Below are 14,220 nucleotides of genomic sequence, written 5' to 3'. Positions count from 1 at the left end.
CCCGGAGGAACGGGTAAAAAGGGTTACGGCGGTCATAGCGTGGGGGAAACGCCCGGTCCCATTCCGAACCCGGAAGCTAAGACCCACAGCGCCGATGGTACTGCACCCGGGAGGGTGTGGGAGAGTAGGTCACCGCCGGACACACATTAGGTCGAGGCCCCGAACCAGACAACGGTTCGGGGCCTCCCGCATTTAAAACCACAAAACCCAAAACCTCCCGCACTACCTGCAGCAAGGCAACAACGCTCTCCCACTTCATGCCGCTTTTGACCAAACCATCTTTCACTAACGGCCCCCCTTTTTTCGGATCCTCACGCACCTCCTGGAATGGTGCCCTGCCCCCGGACCCGGGCACACCGCCGTCGCCAACAATCCGGGCTACTGAGGGAGCGTCGTGAAAAAACCGTAGGTAGTGAGAGAGCGTCCCGGAAAAGCCGGCAGGTAATGAGAGAACGACGCGGAACTTTCAGGCCCAATATTTAGCGCCGTAATAGGGATGTTTAAGGTATCCTCAGGTTCGGAATGCTGACCGGCTTTAATTGCGCCGGCCAGGGATCCTGACTACAAATGGGGGATGTGGTTCGATGAAACGTCGGGTTATTTGGTCTACGGCGGCAACATTTGCGCTGGCTTTAGCGCTGGCGGTTCCGCCGGCAGCCTCGGGGGCTGGTCCGGCGTCGTTTGGCGGGAACAGCTGGAGCCAGAAAGCGGATCCGACTGAGTCGCCGTCTGAATCTGCAGCCCCCTCCACAATGCAGCCTGCGGAGTCCACCGCCCCGGTTGATTCTTCCAGCGCTCCGGCCACGGTGACTGCGACTCCCTCGCCGTCGAGCGCATCTCCTGATAGCACTGAGGCTCCTACGACCTCCGCGACGACCGCTCAGGAATCTCCGGCAGCATCGGGAACCGCTGTTGTTGAAGCGTCTGCTCCAGGGCCGGACGCAATTGAAGCGGAATGGCAGCGACTCGGCGGAGCCGGGGGCGCACTGGGCAATGCGCTGAGCGCCGCTGAATGCGGACTCAGCCAGGACGGCTGCCGGCGTCTCTTCCAGAATGGAAAGATTCACTGGACGGCGTCCACCGGAGCGGTCGCCACGTCCGGAAACATCGGAACTGTCTGGGCAAGCCACAAAGAAGAGGCTGGCCGACTTGGTTACCCCGTGGGAAGCGTCTCCTGCAACCAGAATGCCTCCACCTGCCAGCAGAGCTTCCAAGGAGGCTTTATCGCTTCGGCCACCAACGTTGGAACCTTCGCTGTCTATGCACCGTATTCTTCGGTGTGGACTGCGTACGGCGCTGCAGCCGGGAGGTTGGGCCTACCTTCGGCGGCCGAAAAGTGCGACGCCGGAGGTGGCGGCTGTACGCAGAGGTTCCAGGGCGGCTCGATTGTATGGGCGGCTGGCCACGGAACTGTTGCACTCTACGATCCGTACTACAGCATGTGGGCCGCGACCGGCATGGGAGCCGGGAAGCTCGGCTACCCGATTTCCAACGAACGCTGCACGGCCAGCGGCACCGGCTGTGTGCAGCAGTTCCAGCGCGGATACGTCGCATGGACCCCCGGCGTCGGCACTACCCTGGTGGCCGGGATCTACGCGTCAGTCTGGACAAACTACGGTGGCGAGTCCGGCCGCCTGGGTCTCCCCACCGCGCCGGAAGTTTGCGGGCTCGTGAACCGCGGATGCTTCCAGCAGTTTAGTGGCGGCTCCATTTACTGGAGTGCAGGCAACGGCGCGTACGCGGTGTATAGCGGTTATGCGCAGATGTGGAGCCAGTACGGCAAGGAAGCAGGCCGACTGGGTTATCCGCTGTCCAACGAGCAGTGCGGCCTGTCCGGTTCGGGGTGCGTCCAGGTATTCCAAGGCGGATACGTCTATTGGGCCCAAGGAATTGGGTTCCATGCCGTCTATGGCGTCTACGCGCAAATGTGGGGCTCCAAGAGGGCGCAGGATGGGGCCTTGGGCTACCCCGTTACCGAGGAGTCCTGCCAGAGCAGCACCTGTGTCCAGCGGTTCGAAGGCGGCTACATCCAATGGACAGCGGGCCAGGGAACTTCACTTCGCTATTCGGAGTGGGGATACTGCCGGGCCTTGAACGTGGGAGCCACCAAATACTCAGGGGCCGGCGCGGCTCGGGTGTCCTTCGCGGTATCCCAGGCATACGGCACCACCCCCGTGACCTTTACCAACTGCGTCAAGCGTGACGGCAGGTACGTTCACGAGTGGACAGCGGGAGGATACGCCGGCGAGAGCGGTTTCGCACGGCCGGGCGTGGCAACTGGCCCGACCACCGGCAAATACTCACCGACCGGGTCCTATTCGATCACGTTGGCTTTCGGCCTCTCCAATCCCGGAACGTCGCTGCCCTACCAGACACTCAACGCCTATTCGCGCTGGGGCGGCCGCCTCAACTCGAACTACAACAAATACTTCGAGTCAAGCGCGGACATCTTCCCGGATGAAAACATGTGGTACTACGCCACGCGGCCGTCCGGCGATTACCGCCAAGGTGCTGTCATCAACTACAACAGGCCCCCGGATTCCAATATTGTGATGGACGCAGGATTCGCTATTTTCCTTCACGCAAATCCCGTTCCCACCTGGGGATGCATTTCCCTGAGCGAGGCCAACGTGATCAGATACCTCCAGTCAGCCAGCTATGGGGACCGACTCATCATGGGTGTGAGCAACGATGTATTCGAATAGGTCACATGTCCGCAGAAATGCGCTAGCCACCCTGACAGCCTTGGTCCTTGGCAGCTCCGTGCTCATGGGCTGCACCCCGCAAGGCTCATCACCGGACGGGGGAAGTTCCCCGTCCGGCACCCAGACCAGTCCGTCGGAATCATCGTCCAGCCCGAGCCAAAGCGCGAACACACCGCAAGTGGGCCGGGACGGGCGGACGATCGATCCCACCGCCAAGGCTGAATCCTGCTCCCTGCTGCCTGAATCGGATATCAAGGCGGAACTTGGCGAATGGGCCGAGGGACTCCAATCAGGGCAGGGAGTGGTGTCGACGGACCGTGACGGCACGGCTGTCGATTCGTGCGTTTATGCGCTTGAATCAGGGGCCGGAACCGACCACAGCGTGGTCGTCGAACAGCGAAGATTCGAAACAGCGCAAAAGCTGGCCGACAGCGACCCCTTTGGCCTGCTGATGTCGGCGGAACCGGTAACTGACTTTCGCGGTGACGCGAAGTACGGGATGAACTCGCTGACCGGCAGCACCGAGTACGTGCTTGTTTCAGTGCAGGATACGGTTTCCACGAAGTTGCTCGTCTCTCTTCCGTCCGGCCCGGAGACCCCGGACTACGCAAACGTCAAGCAGAAGCTTTTGGCACTGGGCAAGAAAGCCGGCCTCTGACGCTGCGCCTATGATGATGGTCACTGTTGCCGCCCCGTGCCGCCGGGCCGGTGCCTGCTGTGCTGTGCCTCGCCTAGAATTGAGTGAGATGTACGGACTCTGAAGCGCTTGATTTCGGGTTGCGTGGCATAACGAAGCACGAATAAGAGCGGCTGCAATCGCGCCAGTGGTCAGCTCATAACGGGAGGAATCCAACATGGCTGAGCACAACGGCGGAAGTCGAAGCGGCAAGGACCGCGGCAGTTACGGAGGGGGCCGGCCGTCAGGCGGCGGTCCGTACCGCGCGTCGAATAATTCAGGCGGTGATCCCCGCGGATTCCGCGCCAGGGATGACCGCGGCGAGCGTCCGTCGCGGGAGGGCGACGGCGAACGCCGCACCTTCGGCGGTGACCGTGACCGTAAGCCTTTTGGTGCCGGTGACCGTGACCGTAAGCCGTTTGGTGACCGTCCGCGCCGTGAGGGCGACGGCGAACGCCGCACCTTTGGCGGTGACCGTGACCGCAAGCCGTACGGCGACCGTCCCTCGCGGGAAGGCGCTGGCGGAGACCGCGACCGTAAGCCGTTTGGTGCCGGTGCCGGCGATCGCGACCGGAAGCCGTTCGCTGACCGCGACCGGAAGCCTTTCGGCGCCGGTGACCGTGATCGTAAGCCGTTTGGTGACCGTCCGCGCCGCGAGGGCGACGGCGAACGCCGCACCTTCGGCGGCGACCGCGACCGGAAGCCGTACGGCGACCGTCCCTCGCGGGAAGGCGCTGGCCGGGAGCGCGACCGAAAGCTTTTTGGTGCCGGAGCCGGCGACCGCGACAGGAAGCCGTTCGGCGATCGTGACCGGAAGCCGTTTGGTGACCGTCCGCGCCGCGAGGGCGACGGCGAACGCCGCACCTTCGGCGGCGACCGCGACCGTGACCGCAAGCCGTTTGGTGACCGCGATCGTGACCGCAAGCCCTACGGCGACCGTCCGCGCCGTGAAGGCGACGGCGAACGCCGCACCTTCGGCGGCGGAGACAACCGCAAGCCGTTCGGTGACCGCCCGGAGCGCGCACCCCGCAGCTTTGACCGCGGCGACTCCGGCCCCCGGGACTTCGGCCGCGACCGCCCCGAGGACCGTCCCGCACGTGTCCCGAACGCGCGTGACCTGCGCAGCGCCAACCGCCCGGACCGTGAGCGATCTCCCGAGATCGACGAAGACGTCACAGGCCAGGAACTGGACCGCGCCACCAAGCACGAGATCAAGACCCTCGAGGCCAAGAGCGCAGAGTGGGTTTCCCGCCACCTGGTGATGGCCGGCCGCCTCATCGACGAAGAACCGGAACTGGCCTTCCAGCACGCGCTTGCTGCCAGCCGCCGCGGCGGACGCCTCTCCGCGGTGCGCGAGGCCGTGGGCCTGACAGCCTACGCCGCTGGCCACTACGGCGAAGCCCTGCGCGAGTTCCGCACGTACCGCCGGATCAGCGGGTCCAACGTGCACCTGCCCGTCATGGCCGACTGCGAACGCGGACTGGGACGGCCCGACCGCGCCCTCGACGTCGCACGCTCAGAGGAGGCCAATGACCTCGACGCACCCGGCAAGGTAGAACTGGCCATCGTCGCCGCCGGAGCCCGCACCGATTTGGGCCAGCTGGACGCGGCAGTTGCCGAACTGGAAATCGCCCAGCTGGACATGAACCGGGCCTTCTCGTACAGCCCCCGCCTCTTCCGTGCCTACGCAGATGCCCTGGCAGCCGTAGGAAGGACCGAGGAAGCCGACAAATGGCAGCGCCAGGCCGTTGTAGCCGAGAACGCCCTCGGCCTCGGAGAAGACGAGGAACCTGACATCATCGACCTCGGCTGGGACGAGGAAGAGGAAGCCCGCGAAGAGGAAGCGCGGCGCCGCGTGCTTGCCAAGCAGAAGGCTGACAGCGCGCCTACGTCTCCTGATGTCCAGGAGGATCGCCAATCGCCCGTGGTGGAAGCCGCCGCGTCCGATGCAGCCGCCCTGGTCGAAGGCACCGACGACGTGGAGTCGGACTACTTTGAGTCCGACGACGCTGAATCCGACGAAGACTCCGTCGAAGTGGACGAACTCGAAGACGGCGCTCTTGAAGACGGCGCTGCCGAGGAATTCGATTCCGCGGACATTGACTCACCTGAAACCGGCGATGCTGATTCCGGTCAGCCGGACCGCGAGAGGGAATAACTGCGCATGACCGGTGCCTCACTGATCTCACGATTCGACGCCCTGCTGTCGGACCTCGACGGCGTTGTCTACGCCGGGCCGCATGCCATTCCGGGTGCCGTTGAGGCGCTCCGGGAGCTGGCGGGCATCGACGTCGGGCTGGGCTACGTGACCAATAACGCGTCGCGGACTCCCGCCCAGGTCGCCGCGCACTTGCGCGATATTGGCGCGCCCGCCGCCGACGAGCAGGTGGTCAGCTCCTCGCAGGCTGCCGGCGAGCTGCTGGCCGGCCTTCTTCCTGCCGGGGCCCGCGTCCTGGTGACGGGCAGCCCCGCGCTGGCGCACGAAGTGGAGCTGGTGGGACTGACCCCGGTCCACAGCGCCGCGGACAATCCGGTGGCAGTGGTCCAGGGATTCAATCCGGAGATCGGCTGGAAGGATCTCGCCGAAGCCTCGTACGTGATTGCCGCCGGCGCCCTCTGGGTAGCCACGAACACGGACATGTCCATCCCGCAGGCCCGCGGCATTGCTCCCGGCAACGGAACGCTGGTAGCTGCCGTTGCGGCGGCCACCGGCCAGCGGCCCCTGGTCGCCGGCAAGCCCGAGGCGCCGCTGTTCCGCACCGCGGCCAAGCGGCTTTCCTCAGAACGGCCCCTCGTGGTGGGCGACAGGCTGGACACGGACATCCTCGGCGGGAACAACGCGGGATTCGCCACGGTGGCGGTGCTCACCGGCGTCGACACGCGGGAATCGATCCTCGCTGCCCGTACCGACGAGCGCCCGGACTACCTCATCAATGACCTCAGCGATCTGTACCGCCCGTACCCGACGGTAGAGAAGCACGACGGCGGCACGTTCCGCTGCGGTGCTGCCTCCGCGGTTGTGCGGGGAGACACGGTCCACATCAGCGGCGGTGAGGGCGACCTGGATTCATGGCGTGCGGCTTGCTCGGCGTGGTGGACGGCCAACCCGCAGGCAGACACCGCCGCGGCGCCCGCCGTCGAGTGGCTGACCCGCGGTCACTAGACTGGGAACATGACCGAGCTGAACACTTTCCTGGAAACGGGCTCAGGTCGGCCCGGGGCCGGCTGGCCCGCCGCTCCCGCCGCCGGCTCCGCCGTCGCGGACGCTTCCGTCGCAGCCGTGCTGGAACGTCTCGCAGACATTCCGGGGCTTCCCGTTGCCGGCCATGCGGACGCCTACTCAGCCCTTCACGATGCACTTCTCCACGCCCTGAACGAAGAGGACCCGTCGACTGCGGGTGACGCCTGAGAATGGCCAGGCTTGACCAGATGCTCGTCACCAGGGGACTGGCGAGATCACGCACCCATGCCGCGCGGCTGATTGCCGACGGCAAAGTCAGCTCGGACGGCGCAGTTTTGGCCAAGGCCTCCAGCCAGGTGGACGACCTCACACCACTGGACGTTGCCGACGACGGGCAGGACACCTACGTCAGCCGGGCCGGCCATAAACTGGCCGGCGCACTCGACGCTTTTCCGGAAGTCAGTGCGGACGGAAAGCGCTGCCTGGACGCCGGCGCTTCCACCGGCGGATTCACGGAAGTCCTGCTGAGGCGAGGAGCGGAACATGTGGTGGCGGTCGACGTCGGGCACGGCCAGTTGGTCCCCCAGCTGCGGAACCACGCACGCGTGTCCGTGCACGAAGGCCTCAACGTGCGTTACATGACGCCGGATGAGATCGGCGGCCCAGCAGCGCTGACAGTCGCTGACCTGTCGTTCATCTCGCTGACCCTGGTCCTGGAGCCGCTGGCGGCGTGCACGGATCCCGGCGGCGACCTCGTCCTGATGGTGAAACCGCAGTTCGAGATCGGCAAAGACCGGCTTGGCCGCACCGGCGTCGTCAGTTCCGAACTGGAACGGCGCAAGGCAGTGGGCAAAGTGGCCGCCGCCGCCGTGGTTGCAGGGCTCGAACTGCACGGCCTTGCGGCCAGCCCGCTGCCCGGCCAGGACGGAAACGTTGAATACTTCCTGTGGATAAAGCGCAGGATCACCACAGACTTGCCTAAGATCGAAGAGCGGGACGCAGCCGTTGCTGCGTTGCTCGGAACAATCTGGCCGAACCACTAGAAAGCGGAACCCGATGAGCAGGCGTGTACTGGTCCTTGCCCACACCGGCCGCGAGGAATCACTAAAGGCTGCCTGGGAGGCGTGCATCCAACTGCACGCCTCAGGCATAGTCCCGGTGATGCAGAAGTCCGAACTCGAAGACATGGAAGGCTTTTTCGGCCGGCTCGAAGACCCCGTGGAAATCCTCCACGACCACATCCAGCTCCCCGACGTTGAACTGGTCATGGTCCTCGGCGGTGACGGGACCATCCTTCGCGCGGCTGAACTTGTCAGGGACGTTGATGTCCCGCTGCTGGGGGTCAATCTTGGCCACGTCGGATTCCTAGCCGAAAGCGAGCGGGCGGACTTGGCGCAGACCGTCGAATGGATTGCGAGCCGCGACTACGTCGTGGAAGAACGGATGACCATCGACGTCCAGGTCTGGGTCCGGGGACAGAAGATCTGGCATACGTGGGCACTGAACGAGGCCGCCATCGAAAAAGGCAACCGGGAACGGATGCTTGAGGTGGTCACCGAGGTGGATGAGCGTCCGCTGACATCGTTCGGCTGCGACGGCGTGGTGATGGCGACGCCTACAGGCTCAACGGCGTACGCCTTCTCGGCGGGCGGCCCGGTGGTGTGGCCGGAAGTCGAAGCCCTGGTTATTGTTCCCATCAGCGCCCACGCGCTGTTCGCCAAGCCGCTGGTGGTGTCGCCCCGGTCCAGGCTGGCCGTGGAAGTCCTGAACCGGACCGATGCCCGGGGAGTGCTGTGGTGCGACGGCCGACGCTCGGTGGACCTGCCGCCGGGCGCCCGCGTGGAAGTGACGCGCTCGGCCACGCCGGTGCGGCTCGCCCGGACGCATCTGACCCCGTTTTCAGGCCGGCTGGTCCGCAAATTCCAGCTCCCGATCCATGGCTGGCGCGGCCCCATGCCCCAGTCCGAATCCGTGCACACGGGGCCGATCCCCATCATCCGTACCCCCAGGCCCATTGCGCCGCCTGCGGGTCCCCGGCACCCCGGGACGTCCGAGACTGACCCGACGACTGCGAAGTGAACCATGCTTGAAGAACTGAGAATCCGCGACCTCGGCGTCATCACCGACGCAACCCTGCCGCTAGGCCCGGGCCTCAGCGTGGTGACCGGCGAAACCGGTGCCGGCAAAACCATGGTGGTCACCGCCGTCGGGCTCCTGCTGGGTGCCCGTTCCGACGCAGGCGCGGTTCGGAGCGGCGCTAAGAGTGCCTCCGCGGAGGCCGTCCTGAAACTCGATTCCGGCCATGCCGCGGTCGGGCGGGCGCTGGAGGCCGGCGCCGAGGTGGAGGAGTTCGACGGCGGTGCCGAGCTCATCCTCGCCCGTCGCCTGGGGGCAGACGGACGCAGCCGCGCCTACCTTGGCGGCCGGGCAGCCCCCGTAGGGGTCCTCGCGGAGATCGGCGAGACCCTGGTCGTGGTCCACGGCCAGTCGGACCAGATCAGGCTGAAAGGGGCCGTAGCCCAGCGCGGCGCCCTGGACAAATTCGCCGGCGACGCCTTGGCAGGGCAACTGGAAACGTACCAGGCGCTGTATTCGCACTGGAAAGCCAGCCAGAGTGAGCTGGCCAGCCTGCGCGGCGCGGCACGGGACCGGTTGCGGGAGGCAGAGTCGCTGGAGACCGCGCTGGCCGAGATCGACGACGTTGATCCGCAGCCGGGGGAGGACGAATCCCTGAAGGCGGAGGCAGTCAAGCTCGCCAACGTCGAAGAGCTCAGGATTGCGGCCAACACGGCACACCAGGCGCTCATCGCGGAAGACTACGGCGACGCCGGCGACGCCACCACCCTGGTCGATGCGGCCAGGCGGACCCTGGAGCACGTGGCCGAGCATGACGCCGAACTCGGAGCCGCCGCCGCACGCCTGGCCGAAGTCGGCTTCCTGCTCAACGACATCGCCACGGAACTCGCCAGCTATCAGGCCGGGCTCGATTCGGAGGGCCCGGAGCGGCTTGCTGAAATCGAGGACCGGCGGGCTGCTTTAGCCAAACTCGTCCGCAAATACGCTCCCAGCATCGACGAAGTGCTGGAGTGGGCGGAGAATGCGCGCGTCCGCTTCGACGAGCTGCAGGACGACTCCACCCGGATCGAGGCGCTGGAAGCGGACGTGGCCCGGACCGAAGCGGAGCTGAGGAAGCTGGCCGCCGCCATCAGCAAAATCCGGGCCAAGGCCGCCAAGGATCTTTCCGCGCGGGTCAGCGCCGAGCTCAAGGCCCTTGCCATGGCAGACGCCACGCTGGTGATCACCGTCGATCCCGCCGAGCAGCTCATGCCGTACGGCGCTGACGAAATTTCCTTCCTGCTCCAGCCGCACTCCGGCGCACCCGCCCGTCCGCTGGGCAAGGGAGCTTCCGGCGGTGAGCTTTCCCGCGTCATGCTGGCCATCGAAGTGGTGCTGGCAGCAGTCGATCCGGTACCGACCTTCGTCTTCGACGAGGTCGACGCGGGCGTCGGCGGGCGCGCCGCCGTGGAGATCGGCCGCCGGCTGGCCATGCTGGCACGCCACGTCCAGGTGCTTGTGGTCACCCACCTGCCGCAGGTGGCAGCCTTCGCGGACCAGCACATCACGGTGACCAAGACTTCAGTCCGGGGAGCCGACGGCGGCACCGCCACAGGCTTCACGTCCAGCGACGTCCGGCTGCTTGACGGCCCGGAGAGGGTGCGGGAACTCGCCCGGATGCTGGCCGGTCAGGAGGACTCGGAATCGGCGCAGGCGCACGCCCAGGAGCTGCTGGACGACGCCAAGCTGCTGCCCCAGCGGGCTTAGGTTCGCCCGCGCCTTGAGGACCGGGACTGCGAGAACCATCACATCCCGGCGGCCCGCAAAGCTGTTGGGGGCCTCCATCCCTTGATCAGGGCCGCGCGGCGGGGGAGACTGAGTCATTTGGGGAATCCGATTTTCGACCCGTGGAAGGCTCATTTGATGATAGGCTCGAATTCCGTGGTGCAGCGATCAAATTCCCGTGTAAATTCCCGGTTCCCGGGCTCGTCCAAGACGACCAAACACATCTTCGTCACCGGCGGTGTGGCGTCCTCGCTAGGCAAGGGACTGACGGCTTCGAGCCTCGGCCACCTGCTGCGGGCACGCGGTTTGTCTGTAACTATGCAGAAGCTCGATCCCTACCTGAACGTGGATCCGGGCACGATGAACCCCTTCCAGCACGGCGAAGTCTTCGTCACTGACGACGGCGCCGAAACCGACCTGGACATCGGCCACTACGAGCGCTTCCTCGACGAAAATCTCGAGGGTTCAGCCAACGTCACCACCGGCCAAGTCTATTCCACTGTCATCGCGAAGGAACGCCGCGGCGAGTACCTCGGCGACACCGTCCAGGTCATCCCGCACATCACCGATGAGATCAAGCGCCGGATGCGTCTTCCGGCCGAGGGCAAGAACGCGCCGGACGTCATCATCACCGAGATCGGCGGCACTGTCGGCGACATCGAGTCGCAGCCCTTCCTGGAATCAGCACGGCAGGTCCGCCAGGACGTCGGCCGCGGAAACGTGTTCTTCGTCCACGTTTCCCTGGTGCCGTACATCGGACCCTCGCAGGAACTGAAGACCAAGCCGACCCAGCACTCCGTAGCCGCCCTGCGCTCCATCGGCATCCAGCCCGAGGCAATCGTGATCCGCTCGGACCGTGAAGTCCCCGAAGCCATGCGCGCCAAGATCGGCCGCATGTGCGACGTCGACATCGAAGCCGTCATCGGGTGCCCCGACGCGCCAAGCATCTACGACATCCCGAAGACCCTGCACAGCCAGGGCCTGGATTCCTACATTGTCCGCGCCCTGGACCTGCCGTTCAAGGACGTTGACTGGACCAGCTGGGACAAGCTGCTCGAAGCGGTCCACAACCCCAAGCACGAGGTTGAAATCGCCCTGGTCGGCAAGTACATCGACCTGCCGGACGCCTACCTCTCCGTCACCGAGGCGCTGCGTGCCGGCGGCTTCGCCAACGACACCAAGGTCAAGATCCGCTGGGTCCCCTCGGACGAGTGCGAAACCCTCGAGGGCGCGCTCAACTCGCTCTCCGGGGTGGACGCCATCTGCGTGCCCGGCGGCTTCGGCATCCGCGGCCTGGAAGGCAAGCTGGGCGCACTGAAGTATGCCCGCGAAACCCGGATGCCGGTCCTGGGGCTCTGCCTTGGCCTTCAGTGCATGGTCATCGAATACGCGCGCAACGTGGTGGGCCTCGAAGGCGCATCGTCCAGCGAGTTCGAGCCGGAGTCCAAGTACCCGGTGATCGCCACCATGGAGGAGCAGCTCGAATTCGTGGAGGGCCGCGGCGACCTTGGCGGCACCATGCGCTTGGGCCTCTACGAGGCCAGGCTGGACGAAGGTTCCGTCATCGCTGAAACCTACGGAAAGACCACGGTCAGCGAACGGCACCGTCACCGCTACGAGGTCAACAACAAATACCGTGACCAGATTGCCTCGAAGGGGCTCGTGTTCTCCGGAACGTCCCCCGACGGCAAGCTCGTGGAGTACGTGGAGCTTCCCCGCGAAGTCCACCCGTACTACGTGGCCACCCAGGCACACCCCGAGCTGAGCTCCCGGCCCACGCGCCCGCACCCGCTGTTCGCAGGCCTGGTCAAGGCTGCCCTGGACCACCAGAAGGGCGGGGACCCCGTTCCTGCCGCCGAAGTAGCCAACGGTGCCGAAGCACCGGCCGACGCCAGCGGGTCCGCCCGCACGGTTTCGGCAAAGTAACCAAAACTAAATTAAAGGACGGCGCGATGCCCGGTATTCCTGAAACCCCCAATGCTGCACGGCAGGTTTCGGATGCGCCGAGCCCGCGCCGTCTTTTGTCGTCCCGGAAGGTGTACGAAGGCCGGATCTGGGACGTTGTCAGTGACAGCTTCCAGCTCAGCGATCACGGGGACGAGCTGGTCCGGGACTACATCGACCACCCGGGGGCGGTGGCGGTTCTGCCGATGAATGACGCGGGCGAAGTGCTGCTGGTCAAGCAGTACCGGCACCCGGTGGGCATGGACCTGTGGGAGATCCCCGCCGGGCTGCTGGACATTGAAGGCGAGGACTTCGTCGTAGGCGCTGCCCGCGAGCTCGCCGAGGAAGCGGACCTTATTGCCGGGACCTGGAATGTGCTGGCCGACTTCTTCAACTCACCGGGATCCTCCAGCGAGGCCATCCGCATCTATCTCGCGCGGGACCTCACCGCCGTCCCGCACCACGAGCTCCACACACGCACCGACGAGGAAGCGGAGATCGAACTGCACTGGACGCCGTTGGAGGACGCCGTGGCTGCCGTGCTGGAAGGCCGGCTGCACAACCCATCCGCCGTCGTCGGAATTCTTGCCGCCGCTGCGGCCCGCGCAGACGGATTCGAGCACCTTCGTCCGGCAAACGCTCCCTGGCCGGCCCATCCCAGTCAGCGCTGATGGGCAGCACGGCCACTCCCGCGCCGGAACGCGCCGGTGCTGCGCCCGTCCCCGCCCGGGAGGCCACGGTACAGGAGGCACCGGCAGAGGACGCCCCGGCAAAGGAAGCCCCACCGGAGCGGCCGCGGAACGCCATCGACCGTGCCGTCAACGACTACCTCCAGCACATGGGGGTTGAACGGGGCCTCGCGGCCAACACACTCTCGGCCTACCGCCGGGACCTCGCCCGGTACGCAAACTACCTCGCGGCGTCAGGCCCGGCGCATCCCGCTGACGTCACCCGCCGTCACGTGACCGGGTTTGTGCAGGCGCTCTCAGACGGTTCGGACGGCGGCACGGCACTCGGTGTCCGGTCCGCCGCCAGGACCGTGGTGGCCGTCCGCGGCCTGCATAAGTTCTGGGCGCTGGAGGGAATTACGACGGCGGACCCCGCCGGCGACGTCCACCCGCCGATGCCCGGCAAGCGGCTGCCCAAGGCCATCAGCGTCGATGAGGTCACCAGGATCCTCGAAGCGGCCGGCACTGACACGGCAACAGGCCTGAGGGACCGCGCCCTGCTGGAATTCCTGTATTCCACCGGTGCCCGCATCAGCGAGGCAGTTGGCTTGGACGTCGACGATATTTCGCTGCAGACAGAGCTGGCCGGCCCGGCAATCGTCAGGCTGTTCGGCAAGGGGTCCAAGGAGCGGCTGGTGCCCCTCGGATCCTATGGCGCCCGGGCCCTGGATGCGTACCTGGTGCGCGGGCGACCCCTGCTTGCGGCCAAGGGCAAGGGCACCCCGGCGCTCTTCCTTAACGCCCGCGGGGGCAGGATCAGCCGGCAGAGCGCCTGGACCATCCTCAAGGCCGCGGCGGACAAAGCGAACATCACCAAGGACGTCTCCCCGCACACGCTGCGGCATTCCTTTGCAACGCACTTGCTCGAAGGCGGCGCCGACGTGCGGGTGGTCCAGGAACTCCTCGGCCACGCGTCAGTCACCACTACGCAGGTCTACACCCTGGTCACCGCAGACACCCTGCGGGAGATCTATGCCGCCGCGCATCCCCGGGCACTCGGCTAAGCGCCGCCTAACCTGGCAAGTTTCCGGCTCAAGAAAGTGACCGGCTCAAAGCCGGAAAGAATTTTTCCGGCGGTGTAAGAAACGGCCTCACCCAGGACACTTAGTGATTAAAGTCCAAAGTCATCCGAGGCCGGGGGAGGCA

Annotated in this window: 12 protein-coding genes and 1 rRNA gene; 12 read left to right on the top strand and 1 reads right to left on the bottom strand. The window is 65.9% G+C overall.

Annotated features, from left to right (window positions below):
• Positions 1 to 24 precede the first annotated feature (24 nt).
• A 5S ribosomal RNA gene (gene rrf / locus J7I92_RS21640) occupies positions 25 to 141 on the top strand.
• Positions 142 to 535: 394 nt separating this feature from the next.
• Here the strand turns inward: rrf and J7I92_RS21635 are convergent.
• Complete coding sequence (locus J7I92_RS21635; RefSeq protein WP_214843854.1) at positions 536 to 850, bottom strand: hypothetical protein; 315 nt, start codon at positions 848 to 850, stop codon at positions 536 to 538.
• On the opposite strand from J7I92_RS21635, the gene J7I92_RS24260 reads away from it, so the two are divergent.
• The 11 genes from J7I92_RS24260 to xerD all read left to right on the top strand — a co-directional run bounded on the left by J7I92_RS24260 (position 753) and on the right by xerD (position 14,078).
• Complete coding sequence (locus J7I92_RS24260) at positions 753 to 2,705, top strand: L,D-transpeptidase family protein (protein ID WP_214843846.1); 1,953 nt, start codon at positions 753 to 755, stop codon at positions 2,703 to 2,705. The genes J7I92_RS21635 and J7I92_RS24260 overlap by 98 nt on opposite strands.
• A 178-nt stretch (positions 2,706 to 2,883) precedes the next feature.
• Positions 2,884 to 3,363: a hypothetical protein gene (locus J7I92_RS21625; RefSeq protein WP_214843845.1), complete on the top strand. Its 480-nt coding sequence runs from the start codon at positions 2,884 to 2,886 to the stop codon at positions 3,361 to 3,363.
• 196 nt (positions 3,364 to 3,559) lie between these two features.
• Entirely contained in the window at positions 3,560 to 5,539 is a 1,980-nt protein-coding gene (locus tag J7I92_RS24065; protein ID WP_251040281.1) for a hypothetical protein, read from the top strand.
• Between the two features lie 6 nt (positions 5,540 to 5,545).
• On the top strand, positions 5,546 to 6,544 hold the full coding sequence (locus J7I92_RS21615; protein WP_214843844.1) for an HAD-IIA family hydrolase: 999 nt from the start codon (positions 5,546 to 5,548) through the stop codon (positions 6,542 to 6,544).
• A 9-nt stretch (positions 6,545 to 6,553) separates the two neighbouring features.
• Positions 6,554 to 6,790 carry a hypothetical protein gene (locus J7I92_RS21610; protein WP_214843843.1) on the top strand — a complete coding sequence of 79 codons (237 nt, stop codon included), beginning with the start codon at positions 6,554 to 6,556 and terminating at the stop codon, positions 6,788 to 6,790.
• Positions 6,791 to 6,792: 2 nt separating this feature from the next.
• Positions 6,793 to 7,605: a TlyA family RNA methyltransferase gene (locus J7I92_RS21605; protein WP_214843842.1), complete on the top strand. Its 813-nt coding sequence runs from the start codon at positions 6,793 to 6,795 to the stop codon at positions 7,603 to 7,605.
• 13 nt (positions 7,606 to 7,618) lie between these two features.
• On the top strand, positions 7,619 to 8,641 hold the full coding sequence (locus tag J7I92_RS21600; protein WP_214843841.1) for an NAD kinase: 1,023 nt from the start codon (positions 7,619 to 7,621) through the stop codon (positions 8,639 to 8,641).
• Between the two features lie 3 nt (positions 8,642 to 8,644).
• Positions 8,645 to 10,384: a DNA repair protein RecN gene (gene recN, locus J7I92_RS21595; RefSeq protein ID WP_214843839.1), complete on the top strand. Its 1,740-nt coding sequence runs from the start codon at positions 8,645 to 8,647 to the stop codon at positions 10,382 to 10,384.
• Between the two features lie 156 nt (positions 10,385 to 10,540).
• Complete coding sequence (locus J7I92_RS21590; RefSeq protein ID WP_214843838.1) at positions 10,541 to 12,328, top strand: CTP synthase; 1,788 nt, start codon at positions 10,541 to 10,543, stop codon at positions 12,326 to 12,328.
• A gap of 26 nt (positions 12,329 to 12,354) precedes the next feature.
• Positions 12,355 to 13,017 carry an NUDIX hydrolase gene (locus tag J7I92_RS21585; RefSeq protein WP_214843837.1) on the top strand — a complete coding sequence of 221 codons (663 nt, stop codon included), beginning with the start codon at positions 12,355 to 12,357 and terminating at the stop codon, positions 13,015 to 13,017.
• A complete protein-coding gene (gene xerD, locus J7I92_RS21580; RefSeq protein ID WP_214843836.1) occupies positions 13,017 to 14,078 on the top strand; it encodes a site-specific tyrosine recombinase XerD in 1,062 nt (353 codons plus the stop codon). Before J7I92_RS21585 ends, xerD begins: the two co-directional genes overlap by 1 nt.
• Positions 14,079 to 14,220: the final 142 nt, after the last annotated feature.

Origin of the sequence: Arthrobacter sp. ISL-72 (assembly GCF_018613755.1) — a bacterium.
Lineage (GTDB): Bacteria > Actinomycetota > Actinomycetes > Actinomycetales > Micrococcaceae > Arthrobacter.
Note: the sequence above shows the minus strand (reverse complement) of the source record. Positions and strands in the feature narration are given on the sequence as shown.